Source organism: Amycolatopsis xylanica, assembly GCF_900107045.1.
In the GTDB taxonomy this organism is placed as follows: Bacteria; Actinomycetota; Actinomycetes; order Mycobacteriales; family Pseudonocardiaceae; genus Amycolatopsis; species Amycolatopsis xylanica.
Window position 1 is genome coordinate 216078 of sequence record NZ_FNON01000006.1, and the last position, 24927, is coordinate 241004.

The following is a 24927-nucleotide window of genomic DNA, read 5'->3' on the forward strand; positions in this document are numbered from 1 at the left end:
CATGTCACGCATCGGAAAGCTGCCGGTCGCCGTCCCCTCCGGGGTCGAGGTGACCATCGATGGTCAGCAGATCAAGGTCAAGGGGCCCAAGGGCACCCTGGAGCACACCATCGCCGAGCCCATCACCGTCGAGCGCGACGAAGATGGCGCACTGCTGGTGAAGCGTCCGAACGACGAGCGCACGAGCAAGGCACTGCACGGCCTCACCCGTACCCTGATCGACAACCTGGTTGTCGGTGTCACCAAGGGGTACGAGAAGAAGCTCGAGATCCACGGCGTCGGTTACCGTGTCGCGGCCAAGGGCTCGGACCTCGAGTTCGCTCTCGGCTACAGCCACCCGGTCAAGATCGAGGCCCCGGAGGGCATCACCTTCAAGGTGGACACCCCCACCCGGTTCTCGGTCTCGGGTATCGACAAGCAGAAGGTCGGCCAGATCGCCGCGGTCATCCGCAAGCTGCGTCGCCCGGACCCGTACAAGGGCAAGGGCCTGCGCTACGAGGGTGAAAAGATCCGCCGCAAGGTCGGAAAGACGGGTAAGTGATCATGAGCGACACGACTACTACCAAGCGCAAGCCGGTCGGCAAGGACATCTCGACCCGGCGTCGCGTGGCGAAGGCCCGTCGGCACTTCCGTCTTCGCAAGAAGATCAGCGGCACGGACCAGCGTCCGCGGCTGTCGGTCAAGCGGTCCTCGCGCCACATCGCGGTTCAGCTGATCGACGACCTGACCGGTCACACCCTGGCGTCGGCGTCCACCCTCGAGGCGGATGTCCGTGCGCTGGACGGCGACAAGAAGGCCAAGTCCGCCAAGGTCGGCGAGCTGATCGCGGCTCGCGCCAAGAGCGCTGGCGTCTCCTCCGTGGTGTTCGACCGTGGTGGCAACGCCTACCACGGCCGGATCGCCGCGCTGGCCGACGCCGCCCGCGAAGCGGGGTTGGAATTCTGATGCAGCAGCTTGTTAACGGAAGGAAAGCCTGATGCCGGGACGTACACGGCAATTCGGCGGCGGACAGGGCGGACCCGGCGGGCAGGGCGGCAACGACCGCAATGAACGCCGCGGTGGCGGCCGGGATCGTCGCGACAGCGGCCGTGGCGGGGCCGGCCAGGAGAAGACCCCGCACCTTGAGAAGGTCGTGGCGATCAACCGTGTCGCCAAGGTCGTCAAGGGTGGCCGCCGGTTCAGCTTCACCGCCCTCGTCGTCGTCGGTGACGGCGACGGCCAGGTCGGCGTCGGCTACGGCAAGGCCAAGGAAGTTCCCGCGGCCATCGCCAAGGGCGTCGAGGAGGCGAAGAAGAACTTCTTCCGCGTTCCTCGCGTCGCCGGCACCATCCCGCACCCCATCCAGGGTGAGGAAGCCGCCGGTGTGGTGCTCCTGCGTCCGGCCAGCGCCGGTACCGGTGTCATCGCCGGTGGCCCGGTCCGCGCGGTGCTGGAGTGCGCCGGTGTCCACGACGTGCTGTCGAAGTCGCTCGGCTCCGACAACGCGATCAACATCGTGCACGCCACCGTCGCGGCCCTGAAGGGCCTGCAGCGTCCCGAAGAGGTCGCGGCCCGCCGCGGTCTTCCGCTCGAGGACGTCGCTCCGGCCCGGATGCTGCGTCAGCGCGCAGGCCAGGGGGTCTGACATGGCACAGGTCAAGGTCACCCAGGTCAAGAGCACCATCGGCACGAAGCACGCTCACCGCGAGTCGATGCGCACCCTCGGGCTGCGCAAGATCCGCCAGAGCGTCGTGCGTGAAGACACCCCCGAGGTTCGCGGCCTGATCCACACGGTCCGCCACCTCGTGGAGGTCGAGGAGGTCAAGGCATGACGGCCATCAAGATCCACCACCTGCGCCCGGCCCCGGGCGCCAAGACCGAGAAGACTCGTGTCGGCCGTGGTGAAGGCTCGAAGGGCAAGACGGCCGGTCGCGGCACCAAGGGCACCAAGGCCCGCAAGAACGTGCCCGCCGGCTTCGAGGGTGGGCAGATGCCCATCCACATGCGGCTCCCGAAGCTTCGCGGCTTCAAGAACCGCTTCCGCACCGAGTACCAGCCGGTGAACGTGGGCGACATCGCCCGCGTCTTCCCGGACGGTGGCAAGGTCGGCACCGAGGAGCTCGTGGCGAACGGTCTCGTCCGCAAGGGCAAGCTCGTCAAGGTCCTCGGCAACGGTGAGGTCAACGGCGTCAAGCTCGACGTCACCGCCGACGGTTTCTCCGGCTCCGCCAAGGCGAAGCTCGAAGCCGCCGGTGGCTCCGCCACCGCGCTGTAGGTTTTACGCCGCGAAGGCCCCGCACTCCCTCGGGAGTGCGGGGCCTTTCGCTTGCTCGGGGGTCGTGAGTGTTTTCGCCGGTTAGAACCGGCCGTACCACTCACGACCCCCGAGAACGGCCGGATTACTTCCGCTCGCGGTGGCTGACCGCCTCCGTGCAAGGGTCAGGCCGGTTGACTGAGTGGGAAATGGGTCGTTCAACGCCGCAAATCCACCTCAGTCAACTTGCTTGACTTGTGGGCGCTGGGGGTCGTGAGCGTTGCGGACGGTTCTAACCGCCCGCAACGCTCACGACCCCCAGCGCCCCCGCCCGCCCAAAGCCCGCTCGATAGCGCGGGGTCGTGAGTGTTCCGGCCGTGCACCAGGCAGCCGAGTCAGGGCCTCCCTCACCCAACCCAAGGTGGTGAGGGCCTCCCTCACCCAGATATGCGGGTGAAGGAGGCCCTCACTGCACGTTTTGGGTGAGGGCCTCCCTCACCCAAGCCAGGCCACACGCGTGGTGCGGGCGAACCCACCGAGAACGGGGTCGTGAGTGTTTTCGCCGGTTAGAACCGGCGATACCACTCACGACCCCCAGCGGGAGGCGGGCTGGCAGGATTCGGCCCCATGGCGAAGAAGAAGCTCATTCTCGTGCTCGGGGTGGTGGCCGCCGCGGTGGCCGTGGCCGCGACGTTCCTGCCGCAGCTGGTCACCCACGTCAGCCTGAGCGGCCGTACGTCCCTCGACCTGACCGCCACCGGCTGGTGGCTCGAAGCCGTCGATCCGGAAGCGCCGGGGACGAAGAGACCGGGCCAAGGCTCGCTGAACGGCCTCGCGCCCGTGGTGGCTGCGCTGCTGCTGTTGCTGGGCGGCCTCAGGGGCGCCAGGGGACCGGTGGTCGCGGGCACGGCATTCTTGGGCGGGTATCTGCTCACTCTGGGTTTACAAGCCTTCAATTCGAACGGCACCACGCCAGGGCTCGGCTTCTGGCTGGCCGTCGGAGCCTTTCTGATCGGCTTCGCCGCCTGCCTGGCGAGTTACGCCGGGAGCGAACAGGCCCAGGGCCAGACGGTCGAACCGGAGGTCCCGATGATCGACACCAAAGGTGGCGACATGCCCTTTTAAGCCTGACCTGAAATCCGTCCCGACCTACCTGAGTAGGTAAAAGCCGCACACATTGCGGGCACGGTCCGTGAAGCTGTTAGAGTCGGCGACACGCTTCGGGACGAGTGTGCCCCGAAGCGTTCCTGGCTTGCCTGCCAGTGAGCTTGTGTTCCCGCCGGACGCAGTGCCGGCTAAGCCGTTCGTCGGTTCGATGGCCGACGACGCCGAGGAGGTCCCCCGCGTGCTCAGCGCCTTCCGCTCGGCTCTCGCGACGCCGGATCTGCGTAAGAAGATCCTGTTCACGCTGATGGTCGTGGCTATTTACCGGATCGGTGCGGTCACCCCGGCTCCCGGGGTCTCCTATCCCAACGTGCAGGCCTGCCAGAACGCGGTACAGGAACAGGGCGTCTACTCGCTGCTGAACCTGTTCAGCGGCGGCGCGCTGCTGCAGTTGTCGATCTTCTCGACCGGCATCATGCCGTACATCACCGCGAGCATCATCATCCAGCTGCTCACCGTGGTCATTCCCCGGTTCGAGGAGCTGAAGAAGGAAGGCCAGGCAGGCCAGTCCAAGCTGACGCAGTACACCCGGTACCTGACGGTCGCGCTGGCGATCCTGCAGGCCACCGGCGTCGTCGCGCTGGCCGACCGCGGTGCGCTGTTCCAGGACTGCAAGGACCCGGTCATCCCGGACAACAGCATCTGGACGCTGGCGATCATCGTCATCACCATGACCGCGGGCACCGCCGTCATGATGTGGCTGGGTGAGCTCATCACCGAGCGCGGCGTCGGCAACGGCATGTCCGTCCTGATCTTCCTGAACATCGCGGCCCGCATCCCGCAGGAGGGCATGAACATCCTGCAGTCCTCCGGTGGTGTGGTGTTCGCGCTGATCCTGGTGTTCGGCCTCGTCATCATCGCGAGCGTCATCTTCATCGAGCAGGGCCAGCGCCGGATCCCGGTGCAGTACGCCAAGCGCATGATCGGCCGCCGCATGTACGGCGGTACCTCGACCTACCTGCCGATCAAGGTGAACCAGGCCGGTGTCATCCCGGTCATCTTCGCCTCGTCGCTGCTGTACCTGCCCGACCTGATCAGCCGCCTCGTCGGCGACCCGAACAGCAACTCCGGGTGGCAGGTCTTCCTCAAGAACTACGTGGTCAACCAGTCCAGCTGGGTCCACGTGCTGCTGTACTTCTCGCTGATCATCTTCTTCACGTACTTCTACATCACGATCACGTTCAACGTGGACGAGCGTGCGGAGGAGATGAAGAAGTTCGGTGGCTTCATCCCGGGCATCCGCCCCGGCCGCCCGACGGCGGAGTACCTGAGCTTCGTGCTCGGCCGGATCACCCTGCCCGGCTCGCTGTACCTGGGCATCATCGCGATCCTCCCGAACTTCTTCCTCTCGATCACCGGCCCGTCGAACAACCAGAACTTCCCGTTCGGTGGCACGGCCGTGCTGATCATGGTCGGCGTCGGCCTCGACACCGTTAAGCAGATCGAGAGCCAGCTGATGCAGCGGAACTACGAAGGGTTCTTGAAGTGACCCGACTGGTTCTCGTTGGCCCGCCCGGCGCGGGCAAAGGCACCCAAGCGGTGGCGCTCTCCGAGCAGCTCCGCATCCCGCACATCTCCACCGGCGACCTGTTCCGCGCGCACGTCGGCAACCAGACGCCGCTCGGCCAGGAGGCCAAGCGGTACCTGGACTCCGGCGAGCTCGTGCCGGACACGGTCACCAACGAGATGGTCAGGGAGCGGCTCGCGGAGCCGGACGCCAAGTCCGGCTTCCTGCTCGACGGCTTCCCCCGCAACACCAAGCAGGCCGAGGTGCTCGGGCAGATCCTGTCCGACGCCGACCTGGCGCTCGACGCGGTCATCCAGCTGGATGTCGCCGAGGACGTCGTGGTCGAGCGCCTGCTCTCGCGTGGCCGCGGCGACGACACCGAGGACGTCATCCGGCGCCGTCAGCAGATCTACGCGTCGGAGACGGCGCCCCTGCTGGAGTACTACGCCGACAAGCTGATCACCGTGGACGGCGTCGGCGAAGTCGACGAGATCTCCTCGCGGGTGCTGGAAGCTCTGCGCGAACGCCAGTGAATCTCGGAGGATTGCGTGTTCTGCAGTTTTTCCGTCGTGGGCGCATGATCGAAGTCAAGACCCACGGCGAACTCGAGGCGATGCGCGCGGCGGGACTGGTCGTCGCGCGCACACTCGCGCTGGTCACCGAGGCCGCGAAACCCGGTGTCAGCACCGCCGAGCTCGACGAGATCGCCGAGCAGACCATCCGTGACGCCGGCGCCATCCCGTCCTTCAAGGGCTACCACGGTTTCCCCGCGTCCATCTGCGCCTCGGTCAACGAGCAGATCGTCCACGGCATCCCGTCCAAGACCCAGGTGCTCGCCGACGGCGACCTCATCTCGGTCGACTGCGGTGCCATCCTCGACGGCTGGCACGGCGACTCCGCGGTGACACTGGCCATCGGCGCGGTCTCCGACGCCGACCTCGCCCTGTCCGCGGCCACCCAGGCCGCGATGTGGGCGGGCGTCGAAGCGGTGACCCCGGGCGGCAGGCTCACCGACATCTCCCACGCCATCCAGACCGCGGCCGAAAAGGTCGGCGAGGCGGACGGCGTCGAGTACGGGATGATCCTCGAGTACGGCGGCCACGGCATCGGCCGCCAGATGCACATGGACCCGTTCCTCCCGAACGTCGGCAAGCCCGGCAAGGGCCCCCGCCTCAAGGTCGGCATGGCGCTGGCGATCGAGCCGATGCTCACCGGCGGCGGCGGCGAGACCCGCGAACTCGACGACGGCTGGACGGTCGTCACGGTCGACGGCTCGCGCGCGGCCCACTGGGAGCACACGGTCGCGATCACCGAAGACGGCCCCTGGGTCCTCACCGCCCCCGAAGGTTCCTGAGCACGCCAACCGCCCGAGAGTAGAATTCCTTCTAGCAGTCGGCTGGAAGGAGCGTGGGAGGATGAGCTTCGATCACATCGACCACGCCAAGCTCCGGGAGATATGCCTGAGGTACGGCGTCGCCGGGCTCGCGGTGTTCGGTTCTGTGGCTCGGAACGAAGACACGCCTTCGAGTGACATCGACCTGATCTATGAGTTGAGTCCCGGTGTGGAGCTGGGCTGGGAGATCGAGGACCTGGCGCACGAGCTCGCCGAGTTCTTCGGACGACCGGTCGATCTGGTTTCGAAGAGGGCCCTGCATCCGCTACTGCGCGAGGACGTGCTGACGGAATCGAAGCCGGTCTATGCGGCGTGATCGCCTGTTCGTCACCGAGATGATCGACGCCGCGGAACAAGCGCGGTCCTTGGTCACCGGAATCACGCTGGATGAACTCGAAAGCGACCGGCAACGTCGTGATGCGCTGCTCTGGAACTTCACCGTCCTGGGTGAGGCTTCGGTGAAGGTGTCGGACGAGCTGAAAGCCGAGCATCCCGAAGTGGCCTGGCGCAGGCCTGCCGATACACGCAACCGGATCGTGCACGGGTACTGGTCGATCGATCTGGAGATCCTCTACACGACCGCGACCAACCGGCTCGGTGATCTGATCAAGGGGCTTCGTGCCGTGCTGGACGATCTCAGCGACTAGGGCGTTGTGTGCGCTTGCGTGCGCGTTTAGCACAGGCGGACCCCGCTGGGAAGCTGCGACACGAGTTGCGTACACTATCAAGTCGGCAGACTCGTGTCGCCCTGTTCCAGCGCGCTCGTGAATTCTCACGCACATTGGACCTGGGGTGGAGTGTGTCGAAGCCAAGCACTCGAAGCTCGAAGTAGTCACACAGTGTAGCGACAGGAAATGCGGAGGATATGGGCAAGAAAGACGGGGCCATCGAGGTCGAAGGCCGCGTAGTCGAGCCGCTCCCCAACGCGATGTTCCGCGTCGAGTTGGAAAACGGTCACAAGGTCCTCGCGCACATCAGCGGCAAGATGCGGCAGCACTACATCCGCATCCTGCCCGAGGACAGGGTCGTCGTAGAGCTTTCGCCCTACGACCTTACGCGTGGTCGCATTGTCTACCGCTACAAGTGATCACGAAGAGTAGAGCACAAGCAGGAGAGCAGGAGACGTGAAGGTTCAGCCGAGCGTCAAGAAGATCTGCGACAAGTGCAAGGTGATCCGCCGTCACGGCCGGATCATGGTGATCTGCGAAAACCTGCGGCACAAGCAGCGGCAGGGCTGATCGCCCGCACTCGTAACAGAGTGGATTGACGGCTACACAAACCTCCCCGTACCTGCCGGGCCATGCACATGGTCCGGCTTCACCCCCGGACTTCAGGCCGGGGCCAGGGCACCGACCGCGCAAGCGGGCGGACGACAGAGCGAGTCGGCCCTGGAACCGGACGGGGAGCAGACCTGAAGAGACGAATCGATAAGGAGCACCAGCGCCAATGGCACGACTCGCTGGCGTAGACCTCCCCCGCGAAAAGCGGTTGGAGATCGCGCTGACCTACATCTACGGCATCGGCCGTACCCGTTCCAAGCAGCTCATCGCGGCTGCGGAACTGAACGCGGACACCCGCGTCAAGGACCTCAGTGATGAGGACCTCCGCAAGCTCGGGGTCCACATCGAAGAGAACTTCAAGGTCGAGGGTGACCTTCGCCGCGAGGTGAACGCCGACATCCGTCGGAAGATCGAGATCGGGTGCTACGAGGGCCTTCGCTGGCGTCGCGGACTTCCCGTCCGTGGTCAGCGCACGAAGACCAACGCCCGTACCCGCAAGGGTCCGAAGAAGACGGTCGCCGGCAAGAAGAAGGCTGGCAAGAAGTGAGCGTCCAGGGGAAGAAGGTCGTGCACATGGGTGGCTCTCGCCGCCGCAGCACGGCTTGCGTTTCACCCAAGGCGCTCTATGCCCGCCCGATGGCCCTTCGCCAGCTGTACACCGACGCGGGTTCTGTCATCCGCAACGGTCAGCGCGAAGCACAGGCCGCTCACCAGCAAAACGCGCGCTAACAGGAGATCACCCAGAAAATGCCACCGAAGACTCGTTCCGGCGCTGGGACCAAGAAGGTCCGGCGCAAGGAAAAGAAGAACATCGCGCACGGTCACGCGCACATCAAGAGCACCTTCAACAACACCATCGTCTCGATCACGGACCCGACCGGTGCCGTGATCGCGTGGGCGTCGAGTGGTCACGTGGGCTTCAAGGGCTCGCGTAAGTCCACCCCGTTCGCCGCGCAGATGGCCGCCGAGAACGCCGCCCGCAAGGCCGCGGAGCACGGCATGAAGAAGGTCGACGTGTTCGTGAAGGGTCCCGGCTCCGGCCGCGAGACCGCGATCCGTTCGCTGCAGGCAGCCGGCCTCGAGGTCGGCACCATCCAGGACGTGACCCCGCAGCCCCACAACGGCTGCCGCCCGCCCAAGCGGCGCCGGGTCTGAGGAACGGGGAGGAGTAAGAAAAAATGGCTCGTTACACAGGCCCCGCTACGCGTATTTCCCGTCGCCTCAAGGTTGACCTTGTGGGTGGCGACCAGGCGTTCGAGCGTCGTCCTTACCCGCCCGGCCAGCACGGCCGTGGCCGGATCAAGGAGTCCGAGTACCTGCTGCAGCTCCAGGAGAAGCAGAAGGCTCGCTACACCTACGGCGTGCTCGAGCGTCAGTTCGTCCGGTACTACAAGGAAGCCGTCCGGCGTCCTGGCAAGACCGGTGAGAACCTGCTGCAGATCCTCGAGGCCCGCCTCGACAACGTGATCTACCGCGCCGGCATCGCCCGCACCCGCCGTCAGGCGCGTCAGCTGGTGAGCCACGGCCACTTCCTGGTCAACGGCGTCAAGGTCAACGTGCCTTCGTACCAGGTGACCAAGTGGGACATCATCGACGTGCGGCCGAAGTCGTTCGCGATGCTGCCCTTCGTCGCCGCCAAGGAGTCCTTCGGCGAGCGCCCCATCCCGGCGTGGCTGCAGGTCGTCTCGTCCAACCTCCGCGTGCTGGTCCACCAGCTGCCGGAGCGCGCGCAGATCGACGTTCCGGTTCAGGAACAGCTGATCGTCGAGCTCTACTCGAAGTAATCCGGCCCCGGCTGGATACGGGCGGCGGCGCCCACAGTGCGCCGCCGCTTCGCCATCCCTTTCGGCGTCATATGGCGGTCGCCGTTTGGAAAGGAAATAGGAAGAAATGCTGATTTCGCAGCGACCGGCTCTCGGTGAAGAGACGGTCAACGAGACCCGCTCCCGGTTCACCATCGAGCCGCTGGAGCCCGGCTTCGGTTACACCCTCGGCAACTCGCTGCGGCGCACGCTGCTGTCGTCCATTCCCGGCGCGGCGGTCACGAGCATCCGCATCGACGGCGTGCTGCACGAGTTCACCACCGTTCCCGGGGTGAAGGAAGACGTCACCGACATCATCCTGAACCTCAAGGAGCTCGTGGTCTCCTCGGAAGAGGACGAGCCGGTCACCATGTACCTGCGCAAGCAGGGCCCTGGTGAGGTCACCGCCGCCGACATCGTGCCCCCGGCTGGTGTCACCGTGCACAACCCGGATCTGCACATCGCGTCGCTGAACGGCAAGGGCAAGCTCGAGATCGAGCTCGTCGTCGAGCGCGGCCGCGGTTACGTTCCGGCCCTGCAGAACAAGCAGGCGGGCGCGGAGATCGGCCGGATCCCGGTCGACTCGATCTACTCGCCGGTGCTGAAGGTGACGTACAAGGTCGAGGCGACTCGTGTCGAGCAGCGCACCGACTTCGACAAGCTGATCCTGGACGTCGAGACCAAGCCGTCGATCACGCCGCGCGACGCGGTCGCGTCGGCCGGTAAGACGCTGGTGGAGCTGTTCGGTCTCGCCCGCGAGCTGAACGTCGACGCCGAGGGCATCGAGATCGGCCCCTCCCCGCAGGAGGCGGACACCATCGCGGCCTACGCGATGCCGATCGAGGACCTGGACCTCACCGTCCGGTCGTACAACTGCCTCAAGCGCGAAGGCATCCACACCGTCGGCGAACTGGTCTCGCGCAGCGAGGCCGACCTGCTCGACATCCGCAACTTCGGTGCGAAGTCGATCGACGAGGTCAAGCTCAAGCTCGTCGGCCTCGGCCTCGCGCTCAAGGACAGCCCGCCCGGGTTCGACCCGACGGCGGCCGCGGCCAGCTACGACGGAGAAGGCTGGTCCGAGGGCGTCGACGGTCTCACGGACGGCATTTCCGACAACGGCCACGACGATGGCCAGGACTACGCAGAGACGGAGCAGCTGTAGGCCGGGTAGGTCTTTGGCTGTACTGAACTAGGAGAACCGATGCCCACGCCCACCAAAGGCGCCCGTCTCGGCGGGTCGTCCGCCCACGAGCGGCTGATCCTGGCCAACCTGGCCACGCAGCTGTTCGAGCACGGCAAGATCACCACGACCGAGGCCAAGGCCCGGCGGGTGCGTCCGCTGGCCGAGAAGCTGATCACGAAGGCGAAGCGGGGCGACCTGCACAACCGCCGTCAGATCATGCGTGTCGTCCGCGACAAGACGGTCGTGCACAAGCTGGTCGCCGAGATCGGCCCGCACTTCGCCGAGCGTGCGGGTGGCTACACCCGTATCACCAAGACGATGCCGCGCAAGGGCGACAACGCCCCCATGGCGGTCATCGAACTGGTCCAGGAGAAGACGGTCACCTCGGAGGCCGAGAAGGCCCGCGGCACCAAGTTCGCGAAGGACGCCCCGAAGGCCGCTGAGGTCGTCGAGACTCCTGCCGAAGAGACCCCCGAGGTCGTCGAGGCTTCCGCCGAGACCACCGAAGAGGCTCCGGCCGCTGACGAGGCTGCCGAGACCGAAGAAGCCAAGAAGGACTAATTGGCCGCAAGCACGCCGGACGAGCCCGCTTCTCCCCACGGGGAGGGCGGGCTCGTTCGTATCCGCCTGGACATCGCCTACGACGGCACGGACTTCGCAGGCTGGGCCCGTCAGCCAGGTCTGCGCACAGTCCAAGGCCTCGTCGAAGACGCACTCTCGAAGCAGCCGCCCGGCCTGTCCGTGCCACGGTCCGTGGTCGTCGCCGGCCGCACGGACGCCGGCGTGCACGCGTCCGGTCAGGTCATCCACTTCGACGTGGTGCCTGGTCAGCGTGGCCGGATCGAGGTCGACTCACTCGGCATTCCCGACTTGGAGCGGATGTGCTTCCGCTGGAACCGCTACCTGCCCGGTGACGTGCGTGTGCTGGCCGCCCAGGTCGCCCCTGACGGCTTCGACGCCCGCTTCTCGGCCGTACGCAGGCACTACCGTTACCGGGTCTCAGACGCTCCCTGGGGCGTGGATCCGTTGCGGCGCAATCACACGCTGGCCTGGAACCGCCCGCTCTCCGTCTCCCGGATGAACGAGGCCTCCGCCGCTTTGCTGGGCTTGCAGGACTTCGCCGCTTACTGCAAGGCCCGCGAGGTCGGCACGACCATCCGCGAACTCCAGCGCCTGGAGTGGACTCGCACCGGCCCCCACGCGCTTGAGGTCCACGTCTCCGCCGACGCCTTCTGCCACTCGATGGTCCGCAGCCTGGTCGGGGCCCTGCTCATGGTCGGCGACGGCCGCCGCCCGATCGACTGGCCCGAGGCCGTCCTCGCCAGCCGCACCCGCGACTCGGCCGTCGCCCCGGCCCACGGCCTGACCTTGGAAGCCGTCGACTACCCACCCGACGCCGAACTCGCCCAGCGTGCCGCCCAGACCAGGGCCACCCGCTCGCCCCAGCCCTGACCCAGCGAAAAAAATCCCAATGTGGCTTTCGTCAGCTTTGATCTGACGAAAGCCACATTGGGAAGCTGAAAACCGACCAATGCCGCATTGGGATTTTTTTCCCAGGCCAAGGGCCTAGTCCCCGCGCCGCACCGGACCCAGGATCTGCTGCTCCTTGCCGGTCGTGACCAGGCGAAGCGGCCGCCACAGGTTCAGGCCGAGCGCGATGACCTGGTCGTCCTTCAGCGTGGTCAGCTGCCGCATCATCTGCGGCGGCAGGCGCCAGAGCCGGGCCGCCAGTTCGGCCTGGCCTGCGGGGAGACGCTGCATCAGCACCAGGTCGGCCGCGTTCGCGGTCGCGCCCGCCTGCGGGTGCAGGTAGGGCAGCACGTAGATCGTGGTCTGCCACGGCGAACGCGGCGGGAACAGGTCCTGCGGCGTCGGGCCGCCGTCGGTGACCACGAGCAGCGGCGCGTCCTCGGACGGGCGCGGCAGGTCGACCGGCGACAGCCGCCTGATCTGCACGAGCGGCGGACGCCCCGGCTGCTGCGTGCCCGCCGCCTTCTGGAGCACCTGCCAGGCCGCGGGACGGCCGGTGGCCACGACCACCCAGGCGCCGACGGCCATCGCGCGCATCGCGACCTGGCGGGCCAGGTAGAGACCGCCGACCAGGACGATGCGGGTCGGGGTCGAGCGCAGCGCCGAGATCGTCAGCGGCTCGCCCTTGAGGCCGGAGCCCAGCACGATGCCGCCGCGGTCGCCGGACGGGCTGATCGCGTCGAGCATCGCCGGGTCGACCGTGAACTCGGGCGCGACACCCGCGGCCCCGCCCGCGTCGCGAAGTCGTGAACTCATGCCGTTCCTCCGATCGGCAGCGTCGCGTTGAAGCCGGCGATCTGCAAGCCGCGCAACGGCGTCAGCGAGACCCCGAGCCGGTCCGAGATGCCACGCAGCCGCTGGTCCGCCTCGTCGAGCTCACGCGGGTTGCGTGCGCTCAGCCGCACGACACCGCGCAGGCCGACCTTGCCCTCGTCCGACGCGGGCGAGATCGACATGGCCACGGTCGCCGACAACGCACGCACGCTGGTGAGCGCGTTGAGACTGCTGGTGATCTTGCCCCGCGGCCAGTTCGAGATCGCGTAGCTCGCGTGCCCGATGCCCGCCGCGGTGAGACCGGTCCAGCTCTCGTTCATGCTGACCTTCTGCGGCGAACCGGCGACGGCCGTGAGCTCGGCGGCCGAGATGCTGGCGCGCAGCAGCTCGTCCGGGTCGAGCGGACGCGTCGGGACACCTTGGGACTCCAGCGCGTTGCGGACGCGCGACAGCGCGCCGATCAGCGCGCGGTGCGCGCCGACCGTGCCGCCGCCCCGTTCACGCACGGCCGCGGCGCAGCGGCGCGGGTCGAGCCGGATGGCCACCCAGGTGGTGCGCCTGGCCGCCGCGGGCAGCGGGCCGAGCACCTCCATGTACGAGCTGAGCGCGGGCGAGTCCGACGGAAGCGCCGCGCTGCCCGGGTAGCAGTGCCAGATGGTCTGGATGGAGTCGAGCACCACACCGCGGTCTTCGAGGCACGGCGCGAGCGCGGCCAGCGGCAGGCTCGGCGCGCCGCCTGCCTGCGTGATCAGCGCGGGCGCTGGCTCGACGAGCAGTACCGCGGTCCACGTCCCGTCGTTCCACGCGAGGCCGACCTGCTGCCGCTCGTGGTCGACGCTGTGCGCCACGACCAGGTCCGGCACCGTCAGACGCAGCAGGTTGACCCGCGCGTCGTCCGGCCCGGTGACCGTGGCGTCCTCGGCCGCGATGCTCTCGAGCGAGCTCGGCGGCAACGGGGTCGCCACCCGGTCGTGTGAGCGGAAGGTGTAGCGCGCGGTAAGTCCAACCCTTTGGGTGAACCAGCCGCCGCCGAACCGGAGGAAGCCGATCACCAGCGCGACCGCGACGATGCCGATGCTGACGTACTTCAGGTCCATGTCGATCGCGAGCAGGATCAGCCCGATCGCGAAGCCGACCTCCAGCACGACCAGGTTCGCCACCGGCAGCGGGCCGAGGCTCGCGTGCCCGCTCCGCCGCCGGGTCGGCGGCGCCACGTGCACCGCGGGCGCCGGCGGGGGAGTCGCGGGCGGCTGCTGACCGGAAGGCGGCTGGCCACCACCGGGCGGAGGACCGCCAGGCGGAGGTCCACCAGGCCCACCAGGGCCTTGGGGACCGCCGGGGCCGCCAGGTCCACCCGGACCGCCAGGTCCGCGCGGAGGGCCGGGAGGCGGCCCACCGGGGCCGCCCTGCTTGGGCGGAGGGCCACCGAGCGGTGCGCCTGGACCGCCGGGTCCGCCTGGTCTGCCCGGCCGCGGTGGCGGCATGGGCGGCCGCCCCTGGGGCGGCGGGCCCGGTGGCCCTGGCGGACGCGGAGGAGTGTTGACGGACATCCGCTCGTTCTCTTCCCCTCGTGCTTACTGGTACCGGAAAGCCGGTCCCGGGGTGCCCGACCCTAGCTTGAGTTGGTAGAAACCCCACACCAGACGGTCCCCGTACGGCTATCCTGCGGAACCGTACCGCGACTGGGAGAGCTGTAGGTCGAGAATGCCATCAACACCCACGACGAAGTCTCAAGTCCAGGCTTATCAGTTCGTTCTGCGCCGTATGCAGTCCGCGCTGGTCCGCCGGGACGCCGTGATGCTGAACGACCCGATGCGCACGCATTCCCGTGCCACGGTCGTCGGCTTCTTTCTGGGCATGATCGGCATGATCGGTTTCGTGGTCTGGGGCCTGCTCAGCCCGGCGCCCTCGGTGCCGGAGGCAGGCAAGATCGTCATCGGCGAGCAGTCGGGCACCGTGTACGTGGTCATGGGGAATCCCAAGAAGCTTTACCCCACGTTCAACATGGCGTCCGCGCGATTGCTGCTGATGGCACAGGGCGGCGCGAGTGGTGGCAAGCCCTCACCGGCGACGGTCGTCGGCGACGACCAGCTGCGCGACGTGCCGCGCGGCAGGCTGACCGGTATCCCGGACGGCCCCCAGCTGCTGCCGAGCGCGTCACAGCGGATTTCCAACGACTGGGCGGTCTGCGACGAAATCGGCATCGACCGTTCACTTCCCGGCGAGCTCAGCGGGAAAAACGAGACGTCCGTTTACGCCGGTGTCCCGAAATTGGGTCGTGAGCTGGCTAACAATGAGGCGTTGCTCGCCAAGAGCGCGCTCGGCAAGACCTATCTCGTTTACCGGCTGGCCGGCAGCGTGAATCAGCGCAACGCGAATACGGTGCGTGCCGAGATCGATCCGAAGAACAGCGGCCCGGTGAACACCGCTCTCGAATTGGGTGGCACGACGCCTCGATTCATCTCGGAGGGGATGCTGAACGCGATCCCCGAGGTGCCGATGCTCACCAAGCCGTTCATCGAGGGCGCCGACACCGCGCCCCCGTTCGCGATGAACAACCTCAAGATCGGCGATGTCTTCTCGACCCAGCCCGCCGGCGCGCCGATGGAGTACTGGGTCATCACCAGGACCGGTATCCAGCACGTCTCGCCGGTCGTCGCGAACATCCTCCGCGGCTCGAGCAACAGCATCCAGAGCCTGGGGTTCGACAAGATCCAGAACGTCAAGCAGCTCAAGCCGACCGACGATGGCGCACTGCAGGTTCAGGACTACCCGCAGACCAAGGTCGCCCCACTCGATCCGGCCAAGCAGTCCGAGGTCGCCTGCCTCGGCTGGAACATCACCGGTGAGGGCAACGGCCGCGACGTGCACACCTCGGTCTATGTGGACAACAAGCTCCCGGCGCCGAAGAACGACTCGATCGAGCTGGGCACGCCCAGCGCGGACCGTGGCCTGGTCAACCGCTTCTACATGAAGCCGGGTTTCGCCGCGGCCGTCCGTTCGGTGGTCATCAAGGAGCAGTTCGACCGGGGTCCCATCCAGCTCGTCTCCGACCGCGGCCTGCGCTACGGGGTTCCGGACGTCAAGACCGCCGAAGGCCTCGGCCTCGACAACCTGCAGCCCGCGCCGGAAGCGATCCTCGCGCTGCTGCCGTCCGGCGCGTCGTTGAACACCCAGGACGTGCTCGCGACCTACGACACGGTGCCGATCGACAAGGCCGCGAAGAACTACCCGACCGCGCGTCCGTCCTCGGCAGCCGCTCCGCCGCCGGGCAAGTGAATCCGGAACCGGCGGCGGGCGACCGCCGTCGGATCGGGGACGAGCGGAGGACTTTGTGGCTGGGATCAATGTCAGCGCGGATGTGATCGTCGACTACGCCAAGAAGGTCGACGACAACGCCGCCGAACTGCACGCGGCCGCCGAGCCACTCGGCGCCGAGGACGTGGCGCCGGAGGCGTTCGGCGATCTCGGCACCGAGATCGGGCTCGGCGAGTCCTACGCGCGCGCCTCGGAAGCGTTGCGGGGCCAGCTCATCGCGGGCTCCGAGGCGCTGAAGTCGGCGGGCGAGGCGCTGCACACGGTCGTCGCCAAGCACGCGGGCGGCGACGAGGAAGCGGCCGAGATGATCGCGCGGGTGAACCGATGACGGCGACGCTGGGCCTCGAGTATCTGAGCATGCTGGCCGAGCAGCTCGGCGTGAACGACCCGGTCAAGGACTACCTGAACCCGGTCGTCGGCAAGTGGGAGCAGCTCGGCGCCGAAGCGGCGAAGTGGCGCACGGCCGCTGCCGCGGCCGGCCGGGTTTCCGACGAGCTCGCGACGGATCTCGGCAAGCTCGACACCGCCTGGTCCGGGAAGGACGCCGACGCGTTCGTCGTCTACATCGAGCAGATCAACATCGCGGGCGCCGACGTCGAAGACGCGATGAACGCGATGGCGACCGCGCTCGACGACGTCGCCGGCGCGGTCAAGGAGATCGCGGACGAGCTGAACGAGCTGCTGGTCGACACGGCCGAGCTGACTTCGGAGACGGCCCTGCTCCCGGTCGGCGGCGACAAGCGTGCGCGCGCTCAGCTGGTTGAGGCCCAAGAGTCCGCCAAGGCGCTTTATGAGGCCGCCAGGGACGTCCTGGAGGCCTTCGGACGCTTCTGTGACGGCGTGGACGGTCCTGACGCGGCGACGCGGACCATCGAGATCTCACACCGCTACCCGGAGAAGCGCTTCAAGCTGCACGACATCATCGACGCGGCGGCAGCCGACGCCGAGTCGACCACGGCTTCGTCAGCTGCACCGGATTCCCAGCAGCAGCACCAAGATTCCACCGACGGCAACCTGGCCCCGGTGGCAGGTGTCGCGGCGGGCGCGGTCGTCGGCGGCGGGATGGGCATGATGATGCCGCCGATGATGGGCGGGATGGCGGCGGGCGGCGGTGGCGGCCAGACGCACAAACCCAAGCAGCGTCAGCAAACCAAGCCCGCCGAGCTCTTCGGCGAGCCGGAGCAGGTGGTCCCGCCGGTCATCGGCGAGACCGAGAAACCCGCGCCTGCCAAGAAAACCGAGGCACCCAAGGACCCGAAGGCCTAGAAACGGGATAAAGCGGGCTTTATCCCACACCGGGATAAAGCCCGCTTTATCGCGTTTTTCAGGAGTTCTCGGAGCGGTTGCGCCGCACCGTGTGGACCACGAAGAGCGTGATCAGCAGCGCGACCAGGCCACCGCCCGCGCCCGCCAGAGCGACCACCATCGGCTTCCAGTTCGCGTTGTTGGCGGGCGGCAGGTCGGCGGGGAAGCGGACCGGGACCGGCGCCTTGACGCCACGCTCCGACGGCAGGCTCGACGTGAGCGCCGCCATCGGGTTGATCACGCCGTAGCCGACGAAGTTGTCACGGCCACCGGGCGCGGCCGGGTGCTGCGCGGTCTCCGTGATCCGCTTCATCACCCCGCGAGCGTCCAGATCGGGATACATCTGGCGGACGAGCGCCACCACACCGGCGACGTACGGCGCCGCGAAGCTGGTGCCCTGGATCTGGGACGGCTCGTTGCCGCCCTCGATGGTCAGGTTCGCCAGACCGTCCGATTCGGGAGCCGGGTCCAGCGAGATGATCTCCGTGCCAGGCGCGGCGACCGTGACCCAGGGACCGAAGACACTGAACGGGGCCACGCTGCCGTCCTTGTGGATGGCACCGACCGAGATCACGTCGTTGGAGAACCACGGCGGGGTGACGATGGACGTCGGCTTTTCGGGGTTCGGCTGGTCGTTCTGCTTGCAGTTGTCGCCCGTGTTCCCGGCGGCGGCCACCACGACGACGTTCTTGACCTCGACGGCGTACTTCACCGCGGCCTGCAGCTGCTTTTCGCCCTCGCCCATGGCAGCGGCCGCGGGGCGGCAGTTGTCGACGGACAGGTTCATCACCTTGACGCCCGGCGCGTTGGCGGCGCGCACCACGGCCTGAGCCAGGCTCTTCAGCGTGCCTGCCGAACCCTCTTCACCTTGCTGGCGCCCGGTGTTCTTCTGGTTGGGCTGAGTGTCGCCGTGGAACGACTGGCCACCGGTGTCGCCGCCGGAGTTCTCGCCGCTCGGCGTCTCCGTCTTCGACTGGCCGCCACCGGGCGTTTCCGAGGATGACGACGAGGTCGCCGACGAGGTTTTGTCCTGCTTCTTGTAGTTCTGGCTCGACTGCCTGATCGACAGGATCCTGGCGGCGGGCGCCACCCCGATGAACCCGATGCCGGTGTTCTTCGGATTCGCGGCGATGATGCCGGCGACCTCGGTGCCGTGGCCGTCGCAGTCCTTCAGGCCCTTGTCCTCGGTGATGACGTAGTCGCCGCCGCCTTCGACTCGGTCCTGGAAGTACCGGTGCGCGCGGACGCCGGTGTCGATGACCGCGACCTTGATGCCCTCGCCTGCCTCGGCTTTCGTCTTCGCCTGGACGATCTTGTGCAGCTCTTCGATCTGCAGGTACTGCTGGCCCCACGGCTTGTTCACGAGCTCGATGTTCACGCCGAGGTTCTTCGAGACGCACTGGTTCTTCGGCTCGTAGGACTCCGGCGGCTTGCCCGAGTCCTCAGGCACCTGCACGGACACCGGCGGGGGCGCCCACGAAGGCACGTCGCTCTGCGCCTGACTCGGCGTCGGAGTCGGCGACGGTGTCGTCGACTCCTGTGCCCACGCGGGCAACGAGCCCGCCGGGCTCAGCACCCCGATCCCGGCGGCGAGCAGCAGGCTGGCCGTGCGCTTTCCCCAGTTCATGCCAACACTCACTTGAAGTTGATGTGCCGCAGCGTGGCGTAGAGGTCCATCACGCCGAGCGCGAGCGGGACGACCGTGGCGATGCAGATGGCTTCGATGATCTCGACCGTACGCCGCATCGGCGGCGAGAACCGCTGGTTCGGGAACACGACGCCGACCACGAGCGAGCCGGCGGCGACGATCACCAGCACGCCGAACACCCACAGCAGGCGGCCCATCGGGCTCTGCGCCCACATCCAGCCGAACAGGATGCCCGCGCCGGAGATCATGCCGGTGGTCAGCAGCGCGATGGCCTGGCTGCCGTTGGCGTACGACCTGGCGCGCAGCAGCAGCACCAGCGTCGCGACCACGCCGAGGATCAGCCCGAAGACGCTCGGCGAGGTGGCCGCGATGACGGCGGACAGCGCGGTCGCGATGCCGCAGCCGATCAGCAGGCCGGTCATGTAGTTGTGCGCGACGATCGTCTTCTGCTCGATCGACCGGAAGTCGGGGAAGCCGGAGTCTTCCTTCAGCTCCTCCGCGGTGCTCGGCACGTGCGGCAGCGGCAGCTTCGCGAGCCAGATGGTCGCGCGCGGCAGGATCGAGATGCAGGCCAGCGCGATCGCGGCGGTGCCAGCGGCGATACCGGCCGCCGGGTGCGCGACCAGCGTGGCGAACAGGAACGCGGCCGCGCCGAAGCCCGCGGCGGTGGCGGCGGCGATGAACGTGGTCACGCCGCGCCCGATGATCATGATGCAGACGGCGGCCACGATGACCACCAACGTCGAGCCCAGCAACAGGTTCGCGCGCATGGACAAGCCGGGCACGATGTAGAAGCCGCTGACGAAGGCCATCGGGAGGCCGCCGGCCGCGGCGATCAGCACGCCGGTCGACTCGGCTTGGTAAGCCTTCGCGAGTGTCGCGCCGATCGCGACGCAGGCGATCGCGGCGACACCGGCGGCGATCGCGGAGATCAGCGCGTTGCCGCCGAAGAGCGAACCGCCGAAGAACAACGCCATCGCGGCCGCGAACAGGCCGACGCCGCCCGCGATGTGCCCGAAGCGCTGCGCCGTCTCCTTGGTCCACGGCCGGAAGCTGTCCGGCGACGACTCGGCGATCGCGTCGACCACGTCGTCGTAGAGCGGGGGCGGCGGGTTCTCGTTGCGCTTGCGCAGCTGCAGCAGCTCACCGTCGATGACGCCGAGCGACGCGAGCGTGCGCGCCGGGTCGAGCGGGGCGTCGCCGAGCTTGGCCAGCGCCCAGCCGCCGTGCCTGGCGCCACCGTCCGCGGTGGCCTCCTTGGCCATTTCCAGCAGCATCGGCAGCAGATCGGCCACCGCGACGTCGGCGGGCAGTGCCACGTCGATCCGGGTGCGTGGTGCGACCACCGTCACCCTGCTGAAAACAGTCGTGCCCGTTGCCACTGCTAGCCCCCTGCCTGGAGTGAACGCTCGCGGTCACCGACAGGTCCCCGCAGCTGCATCTTGCCTTCGCTGGCCAAGAAGGTACCTGCCGGGTCCGCTGACCGTGGGATAACGCCCTGGTTCGGCCGAACGGCCCAATTCTGTCGGTGTGCGGTCCTAGTATTAGCGCACCGGCCACCGCCGTGGTGCCGGTTCGCACCAACCCGACCGGGTTGGGCGGTCTTGACCGTACCGGCGCCGGTGGTTCGCTACCGTGTGGTTCACCCGGGGCAGCGCTGCTGGCCGGGCCTGGGACATCGCCGAGTTGAAGAGGGGTTCTTTCGGTGAGCACGCTGCAGTTCAAGCGGTCGCCGCGGCTGGCCGCGCCACGCCCACCCGGTGGCGAGGTGCACCTGGAGCCGCCGCCCGAGGTGCCCCGGACGATCCCCGGAAGCGTCGTGATGAAGATGCTGCCGGTGGTGATGATCGTCGCTTCCGTCGGCATGATGGTGGTGATGTTCACCCTCGGTGGACGCAGCCCGATGATGCTCATGATGGGCGGCATGATGGTCATGGGCACCGTCGGCATGATGGCGGGCGGTGGCGGCAAGGGCGGTGGCGCCAAAAAGGCCGAGATGAACGAGGACCGCAAGGACTACCTGCGCTACCTCGGCCAGATGCGTGACCGCGCCCGTGAGGCGATGGTCGACCAGCGCGCCGCGCTCGAGTGGGTGCACCCCGACCCGCAGATGCTGTGGTCGCTCGCCACCAGCCGACGCATGTGGGAGCGCCGCGGCAACGACCAGGACTTTCTCCACCTGCGCGTCGGCCGCAGCTCGCACCGGCTCGCCACCCGGCTCGTCCCGCCGCAGACCGGCCCGGTCGACGAGCTGGAGCCGATCGCCACCCTCGCGCTGCGCCGGTTCGTCCGCGCGCACTCGATCGTGCCCGACCTGCCCACCCAGATCACCCTGCGCGGGTTCGCCGCGGTCAGCATGTCCGGCGAGCGCCAGCTCGTGCGCGGCCTGACCCGCGCCATGCTCGCCCAGCTGGTCACCTTCCACTCCGCGGACGACGTGCTGATCGCCGTCGCCACCGCGGGCCGTGCGAAGGAGGAGTGGGAGTGGGCGAAGTGGCTGCCCCACGTCCAGCACCCCACGCTGTCGGACGGCATCGGCCAGCTGCGGATGATGGCCGGTTCGCTGGCCCAGATCGAAAACTGGCTCGACGAGGAGCTGCGTGACCGCCAGCGCTTCTCGCGCAACGCCACGCCCGCGCCGGACCAGCCGCATGTCGTGATCATCATCGACGACGCGGAGGTCACCCGCGAGGAGCAGATCATCCTCGAAGAGGGCCTGGTCGGAGTCACGCTGATCGACCTCTCCGACTCCACCGGCAACCTCGCCGCCCGCCGCGGCCTGCGCCTGGTCGTCGAGCCGGAACGCCTCGGCGCGCGCAGCGCGGGCGGCGTCGAATGGTTCGGCAGGCCGGACACGCTCAGCCTGGTCGAGATGGAGGCGCTCGCCCGCCGCATCTCGCCGTACCGGGTCGGCTCCGGCGCAGGCGCCGAGGCCAACGAGGACGAGCCGCTGCTGTCCAACCCGTCGCTGCTCGAACTGCTGGGCATCCCGGGCGACCCGATGACCTTCGACGTGCAGCAGGCGTGGCGGCCGAGGCCGATCCGCGACCGCTACCGCGTCCCGTTCGGCGTCGGCGAGTACGGCCAGCCGGTCGAGCTGGACATCAAGGAGGCCGCGGCGGAGGGCATGGGCCCGCACGGCCTGTGCATCGGCGCGACCGGTTCCGGTAAGTCGGAGTTCCTCCGCACGCTGGTGCTGGGCATGCTCGCCACGCACTCGTCGAGCACGCTCAACTTCGTGCTCGTCGACTTCAAGGGTGGTGCGACGTTCCTCGGCCTGGACTCCGCGCCGCACGTGTCCGCGGTCATCACCAACCTCGCGGACGAGGTCACGCTGGTCGACCGCATGAAGGACGCGCTGGCCGGTGAGATGAACCGCCGCCAGGAAGCGTTGAAGAACGGCGGTAACTTCAAGAACGTCTGGGAGTACGAGAAGGCCCGCGAGAACGGCGCCGACCTCGACCCGCTGCCCGCGCTGTTCATCGTCTGTGACGAGTTCTCCGAGCTGCTGGCCGCGAAGCCGGACTTCATCGACCTGTTCGTCGCCATCGGCCGTCTGGGCCGGTCGCTCCAGATGCACATGCTGCTCGCGTCGCAGCGGCTCGAGGAGGGCAAGCTGCGTGGTCTCGACTCGCACCTGTCCTACCGGATCGGCCTGAAGACCTTCTCGGCGGCGGAGTCCCGCGCGGCCATCGGCGTGCCCGACGCGTTCGAGCTGCCGTCGGTCCCCGGTGGCGGTTACCTCAAGTTCGACACCTCGTCGCTGGTGCGGTTCAAGGCCTCGTACGTCTCCGGCCCATACCGCCCGTCCGGCATCAAGGTCGCCACGCCGGGGTCGGCCGTGGTCCGCGCCGACAAGCGCCCGCAGCTGTTCGTGCCCGACTTCATCGAGCTCCCCAAGGAGCCGGAGCCGGTCATCGAAGAGGTCGCCGCGCCGCAGAAGGAGTCGGAAGAGGCGGTCGAGCCGAGCGAGCTCGACGTCATCGTCTCGCGCCTGGTCGGCCAGGGGCCGCCCGCGCACGAGGTGTGGCTGCCGCCGCTCAAGGAGCCCAGCTCGCTGGACACCTTGCTCCCCAACCTGAACCCCACCGAGGATCGCGGCCTTTCGCCGGTCGGCTTCTTCGGCAACGGCAGGCTGCAGATCCCGATGGGGATCGTCGACCGGCCGTACGAGCAGCGGCGTGACCCGCTGTGGGCCGACTTCTCCGGCGCCACCGGGCACGGCGTGCTCGTCGGCGGACCGCAGTCGGGCAAGTCGACCATGCTCCGCACGCTGATCATGTCGATGGCGCTCACGCACACCCCTGAGGAAGTGCAGTTCTACTGCGTCGACCTCGGTGGTGGCACGCTCGCCGGTCTGCAGGGCCTGCCGCACGTCGGTGGCGTCGCGGTGGCCAGGCGCGAGCCGGACAAGGCCCGCCGCATCGTGGCCGAGCTGACCACGCTGCTGACCGAGCGCGAAGGCCGGTTCGGCGCGCTGGGCATCGACTCGATGGCCGAGTTCCGCAACCGCAAGCGCCGCGGCGAGATCCCGCCGGAGACCGACCCGTTCGGTGACGCGTTCCTGGTGGTCGACGGCTGGAAGGCGCTGCGCGAGGACTTCGAGGAGCTCGAGCAGCAGATCACCAAGCTGGCCACCCAGGGTCTGACCTTCGGTGTGCACGTGATGATCGCCGCCAACCGCTGGGCGGACATCCGCCCGGCGATCAAGGACATGCTCGGCACCCGGTTCGAGCTGCGCCTCGGTGACCCGAGCGAGTCGGACATCGACCGCCGCGTCGCGGTCAACGTGCCAGCCGGTCGTCCCGGCCGCGGTCTGACCAGGGACAAGCTGCACATGCTCACCGCGCTGCCCCGGGTCGACGGGTCGAGCGACGCCGAGGACGTCGGTGCCGGCGTCGCCGACGCGGTGGCGAAGATCGCCGCCGCCTGGCGTGGCCGCCCCGCGCCGCAGGTCCGCCTGCTGCCGGAGGAGATCTCCTACGAGGAAGTGCTCTCGATCGACAAGCGCCGCGACTCGCGCCTGATCCCGATCGGGGTCAACGAGGACGAGCTCGCCCCGGTGTACCTCGACTTCGACCAGGACCCGCACTTCTACGCGTTCGCCGACGGCGAGTCCGGCAAGACGAACCTGCTGCGCCAGATCGTCCGCGGCATCACCGAGCGGTACACGCCGAAGGAAGCCGTCATCATCCTGGTGGACTTCCGGCGCACCATGCTCGGCTTCATCGAGGGCGAGCAGCTGCTCGGCTACGCGGTGCAGGCCGCGCAGCTCGACGCGATGATGCAGGACGTCGCGAACTCGATGAGGAAGCGGCTGCCCGGCCCGGACGTCACGCAGGAACAGCTCAAGACCCGGTCCTGGTGGAAGGGTCCCGACCTGTTCGTCATCGTCGACGACTACGACTTGGTGGTCACGTCCACGAACAACCCGCTCAAGCCGGTCTCCGACTTCCTCGCCCAGGCGAAGGACGTCGGCCTGCACATCGTCGCCGTCCGGCGTACCGGTGGCGCGAGCCGCGCGATGTTCGACCCGATCCTCGGCAAGCTCAAGGAGATCGCGGCGCCGGGCATGGTCATGAACGGTTCCCGCGACGAAGGCATGCTGATCGGCACGACCAAGCCCGGACCCATGCCGCCCGGCCGTGGTTTCATCCACAGCCGTAAGTTCGGCAAGCAGCTCATGCAGGTGTCGTGGATCGCGCCTGAATGAGCGAATGACAATGACTAAATGCGCGCTCAAGTTTTCGGGTCGACAGGGCTCCGCCCTGGCGCCCCGAAAACTTCCGG

28 protein-coding genes are annotated in these 24927 nt (G+C 68.0%); 24 read left to right on the forward strand and 4 right to left on the reverse strand.

The window, feature by feature from the left end; translation table 11 throughout:
* The first annotated feature begins 1 nt into the window (after position 1).
* The 20 genes from rplF to truA all read left to right on the forward strand — a co-directional run bounded on the left by rplF (position 2) and on the right by truA (position 12014).
* Positions 2–541: a 50S ribosomal protein L6 gene (rplF, locus tag BLV57_RS27705; RefSeq protein ID WP_091293633.1), complete on the forward strand. Its 540-nt coding sequence runs from the start codon at positions 2–4 to the stop codon at positions 539–541.
* Positions 538–945: a 50S ribosomal protein L18 gene (gene rplR / locus BLV57_RS27710; RefSeq protein WP_091293635.1), complete on the forward strand. Its 408-nt coding sequence runs from the start codon at positions 538–540 to the stop codon at positions 943–945. The genes rplF and rplR overlap by 4 nt, the downstream gene beginning before the upstream one ends.
* A gap of 31 nt (positions 946–976) precedes the next feature.
* Positions 977–1624, forward strand: coding sequence for a 30S ribosomal protein S5 (gene rpsE / locus BLV57_RS27715; RefSeq protein ID WP_091293637.1), 648 nt, complete (start codon positions 977–979; stop codon positions 1622–1624).
* A 1-nt stretch (position 1625) separates the two neighbouring features.
* A complete protein-coding gene (gene rpmD, locus BLV57_RS27720; RefSeq protein ID WP_091293638.1) occupies positions 1626–1811 on the forward strand; it encodes a 50S ribosomal protein L30 in 186 nt (61 codons plus the stop codon).
* Entirely contained in the window at positions 1808–2254 is a 447-nt protein-coding gene (gene rplO, locus BLV57_RS27725) for a 50S ribosomal protein L15 (RefSeq protein WP_091293640.1), read from the forward strand. The genes rpmD and rplO overlap by 4 nt, the downstream gene beginning before the upstream one ends.
* A gap of 606 nt (positions 2255–2860) precedes the next feature.
* Positions 2861–3358 (forward strand): hypothetical protein, encoded by a 498-nt coding sequence (locus BLV57_RS27730; RefSeq protein ID WP_091293642.1) that lies wholly within the window; start codon positions 2861–2863, stop codon positions 3356–3358.
* A gap of 220 nt (positions 3359–3578) precedes the next feature.
* Entirely contained in the window at positions 3579–4886 is a 1308-nt protein-coding gene (gene secY / locus BLV57_RS27735; protein WP_091294224.1) for a preprotein translocase subunit SecY, read from the forward strand.
* Positions 4883–5437 (forward strand): adenylate kinase, encoded by a 555-nt coding sequence (locus tag BLV57_RS27740; protein ID WP_091293644.1) that lies wholly within the window; start codon positions 4883–4885, stop codon positions 5435–5437. Before secY ends, BLV57_RS27740 begins: the two co-directional genes overlap by 4 nt.
* 44 nt (positions 5438–5481) lie before the next feature.
* Positions 5482–6258, forward strand: a complete 777-nt coding sequence (map, locus tag BLV57_RS27745; protein WP_091293645.1) for a type I methionyl aminopeptidase — start codon at positions 5482–5484, stop codon at positions 6256–6258.
* A gap of 61 nt (positions 6259–6319) precedes the next feature.
* Positions 6320–6613 (forward strand): nucleotidyltransferase family protein, encoded by a 294-nt coding sequence (locus tag BLV57_RS27750; protein ID WP_091293647.1) that lies wholly within the window; start codon positions 6320–6322, stop codon positions 6611–6613.
* Complete coding sequence (locus BLV57_RS27755; RefSeq protein WP_091293648.1) at positions 6603–6944, forward strand: HepT-like ribonuclease domain-containing protein; 342 nt, start codon at positions 6603–6605, stop codon at positions 6942–6944. The genes BLV57_RS27750 and BLV57_RS27755 overlap by 11 nt, the downstream gene beginning before the upstream one ends.
* A 218-nt stretch (positions 6945–7162) precedes the next feature.
* The gene (gene infA, locus BLV57_RS27760; protein ID WP_033384191.1) at positions 7163–7384 is read left to right on the forward strand and encodes a translation initiation factor IF-1; all 222 of its coding nucleotides are present in this window, start codon (positions 7163–7165) and stop codon (positions 7382–7384) included.
* A 37-nt stretch (positions 7385–7421) separates the two neighbouring features.
* Entirely contained in the window at positions 7422–7535 is a 114-nt protein-coding gene (gene rpmJ / locus BLV57_RS27765) for a 50S ribosomal protein L36 (protein ID WP_004558882.1), read from the forward strand.
* A gap of 208 nt (positions 7536–7743) precedes the next feature.
* Positions 7744–8124 (forward strand): 30S ribosomal protein S13, encoded by a 381-nt coding sequence (rpsM, locus tag BLV57_RS27770; protein WP_091293650.1) that lies wholly within the window; start codon positions 7744–7746, stop codon positions 8122–8124.
* Positions 8121–8306, forward strand: a complete 186-nt coding sequence (locus BLV57_RS27775; protein WP_091293651.1) for a hypothetical protein — start codon at positions 8121–8123, stop codon at positions 8304–8306. Before rpsM ends, BLV57_RS27775 begins: the two co-directional genes overlap by 4 nt.
* 18 nt (positions 8307–8324) lie before the next feature.
* Positions 8325–8732 carry a 30S ribosomal protein S11 gene (gene rpsK, locus BLV57_RS27780; protein WP_091293653.1) on the forward strand — a complete coding sequence of 136 codons (408 nt, stop codon included), beginning with the start codon at positions 8325–8327 and terminating at the stop codon, positions 8730–8732.
* 23 nt (positions 8733–8755) lie between these two features.
* Complete coding sequence (gene rpsD / locus BLV57_RS27785; RefSeq protein ID WP_091293654.1) at positions 8756–9361, forward strand: 30S ribosomal protein S4; 606 nt, start codon at positions 8756–8758, stop codon at positions 9359–9361.
* Positions 9362–9467: 106 nt separating this feature from the next.
* A complete protein-coding gene (locus BLV57_RS27790; protein ID WP_091293656.1) occupies positions 9468–10541 on the forward strand; it encodes a DNA-directed RNA polymerase subunit alpha in 1074 nt (357 codons plus the stop codon).
* Positions 10542–10580: 39 nt separating this feature from the next.
* Positions 10581–11123, forward strand: coding sequence for a 50S ribosomal protein L17 (gene rplQ, locus BLV57_RS27795; RefSeq protein ID WP_091293658.1), 543 nt, complete (start codon positions 10581–10583; stop codon positions 11121–11123).
* 66 nt (positions 11124–11189) lie between these two features.
* Positions 11190–12014, forward strand: coding sequence for a tRNA pseudouridine(38-40) synthase TruA (truA, locus tag BLV57_RS27800; protein ID WP_218134895.1), 825 nt, complete (start codon positions 11190–11192; stop codon positions 12012–12014).
* A gap of 114 nt (positions 12015–12128) precedes the next feature.
* Here truA and BLV57_RS27805 read toward each other — a convergent pair whose 3' ends face one another.
* Together BLV57_RS27805 and eccE are read right to left on the reverse strand one after the other, a co-directional pair.
* Positions 12129–12848 (reverse strand): hypothetical protein, encoded by a 720-nt coding sequence (locus BLV57_RS27805; RefSeq protein WP_091293661.1) that lies wholly within the window; start codon positions 12846–12848, stop codon positions 12129–12131.
* A complete protein-coding gene (gene eccE, locus BLV57_RS27810) occupies positions 12845–14026 on the reverse strand; it encodes a type VII secretion protein EccE (protein ID WP_176968866.1) in 1182 nt (393 codons plus the stop codon). The genes BLV57_RS27805 and eccE overlap by 4 nt, the downstream gene beginning before the upstream one ends.
* Before the next feature lie 544 nt (positions 14027–14570).
* On the opposite strand from eccE, the gene eccB reads away from it, so the two are divergent.
* Genes eccB through BLV57_RS27830 form a run of 3 tightly spaced genes read left to right on the forward strand, consistent with a single transcriptional unit; the run spans position 14571 to position 17450 of the window.
* On the forward strand, positions 14571–16145 hold the full coding sequence (gene eccB / locus BLV57_RS27820) for a type VII secretion protein EccB (protein WP_091293666.1): 1575 nt from the start codon (positions 14571–14573) through the stop codon (positions 16143–16145).
* Positions 16146–16200: 55 nt separating this feature from the next.
* The gene (locus BLV57_RS27825) at positions 16201–16512 is read left to right on the forward strand and encodes a hypothetical protein (protein WP_091293668.1); all 312 of its coding nucleotides are present in this window, start codon (positions 16201–16203) and stop codon (positions 16510–16512) included.
* Positions 16509–17450, forward strand: coding sequence for a WXG100 family type VII secretion target (locus tag BLV57_RS27830; protein ID WP_091293670.1), 942 nt, complete (start codon positions 16509–16511; stop codon positions 17448–17450). Before BLV57_RS27825 ends, BLV57_RS27830 begins: the two co-directional genes overlap by 4 nt.
* A 58-nt stretch (positions 17451–17508) precedes the next feature.
* Here BLV57_RS27830 and BLV57_RS27835 read toward each other — a convergent pair whose 3' ends face one another.
* Positions 17509–19116, reverse strand: a complete 1608-nt coding sequence (locus BLV57_RS27835) for a S8 family serine peptidase (protein WP_091293671.1) — start codon at positions 19114–19116, stop codon at positions 17509–17511.
* An 8-nt stretch (positions 19117–19124) separates the two neighbouring features.
* The gene (eccD, locus tag BLV57_RS27840) at positions 19125–20489 is read right to left on the reverse strand and encodes a type VII secretion integral membrane protein EccD (protein WP_091293673.1); all 1365 of its coding nucleotides are present in this window, start codon (positions 20487–20489) and stop codon (positions 19125–19127) included.
* A 353-nt stretch (positions 20490–20842) separates the two neighbouring features.
* Between eccD and eccCa the strand changes: the two genes are divergently transcribed.
* Positions 20843–24850: a type VII secretion protein EccCa gene (gene eccCa / locus BLV57_RS27845; RefSeq protein WP_091293675.1), complete on the forward strand. Its 4008-nt coding sequence runs from the start codon at positions 20843–20845 to the stop codon at positions 24848–24850.
* Positions 24851–24927 lie beyond the last annotated feature (77 nt).

What these genes read in the sequence shown, in the direction of transcription:
- infA (WP_033384191.1), top strand. Translation starts at nt 7,163, where the DNA reads ATGGGCAAGAAAGACGGGGCCATCGAGGTCGAAGGCCGCGTAGTCGAG.
- map (WP_091293645.1), top strand. Translation starts at nt 5,482, where the DNA reads ATGATCGAAGTCAAGACCCACGGCGAACTCGAGGCGATGCGCGCGGCG.
- rpsK (WP_091293653.1), top strand. Translation starts at nt 8,325, where the DNA reads ATGCCACCGAAGACTCGTTCCGGCGCTGGGACCAAGAAGGTCCGGCGC.
- rpsD (WP_091293654.1), top strand. Translation starts at nt 8,756, where the DNA reads ATGGCTCGTTACACAGGCCCCGCTACGCGTATTTCCCGTCGCCTCAAG.
- rplQ (WP_091293658.1), top strand. Translation starts at nt 10,581, where the DNA reads ATGCCCACGCCCACCAAAGGCGCCCGTCTCGGCGGGTCGTCCGCCCAC.
- BLV57_RS27805 (WP_091293661.1), bottom strand. Translation starts at nt 12,848, where the DNA reads ATGAGTTCACGACTTCGCGACGCGGGCGGGGCCGCGGGTGTCGCGCCC.
- BLV57_RS27835 (WP_091293671.1), bottom strand. Translation starts at nt 19,116, where the DNA reads ATGAACTGGGGAAAGCGCACGGCCAGCCTGCTGCTCGCCGCCGGGATC.
- rpsE (WP_091293637.1), top strand. Translation starts at nt 977, where the DNA reads ATGCCGGGACGTACACGGCAATTCGGCGGCGGACAGGGCGGACCCGGC.
- BLV57_RS27830 (WP_091293670.1), top strand. Translation starts at nt 16,509, where the DNA reads ATGACGGCGACGCTGGGCCTCGAGTATCTGAGCATGCTGGCCGAGCAG.
- BLV57_RS27730 (WP_091293642.1), top strand. Translation starts at nt 2,861, where the DNA reads ATGGCGAAGAAGAAGCTCATTCTCGTGCTCGGGGTGGTGGCCGCCGCG.
- rpmD (WP_091293638.1), top strand. Translation starts at nt 1,626, where the DNA reads ATGGCACAGGTCAAGGTCACCCAGGTCAAGAGCACCATCGGCACGAAG.
- rplF (WP_091293633.1), top strand. Translation starts at nt 2, where the DNA reads ATGTCACGCATCGGAAAGCTGCCGGTCGCCGTCCCCTCCGGGGTCGAG.
- BLV57_RS27755 (WP_091293648.1), top strand. Translation starts at nt 6,603, where the DNA reads ATGCGGCGTGATCGCCTGTTCGTCACCGAGATGATCGACGCCGCGGAA.
- eccB (WP_091293666.1), top strand. Translation starts at nt 14,571, where the DNA reads ATGCCATCAACACCCACGACGAAGTCTCAAGTCCAGGCTTATCAGTTC.
- BLV57_RS27790 (WP_091293656.1), top strand. Translation starts at nt 9,468, where the DNA reads ATGCTGATTTCGCAGCGACCGGCTCTCGGTGAAGAGACGGTCAACGAG.
- rplO (WP_091293640.1), top strand. Translation starts at nt 1,808, where the DNA reads ATGACGGCCATCAAGATCCACCACCTGCGCCCGGCCCCGGGCGCCAAG.
- BLV57_RS27750 (WP_091293647.1), top strand. Translation starts at nt 6,320, where the DNA reads ATGAGCTTCGATCACATCGACCACGCCAAGCTCCGGGAGATATGCCTG.
- rpsM (WP_091293650.1), top strand. Translation starts at nt 7,744, where the DNA reads ATGGCACGACTCGCTGGCGTAGACCTCCCCCGCGAAAAGCGGTTGGAG.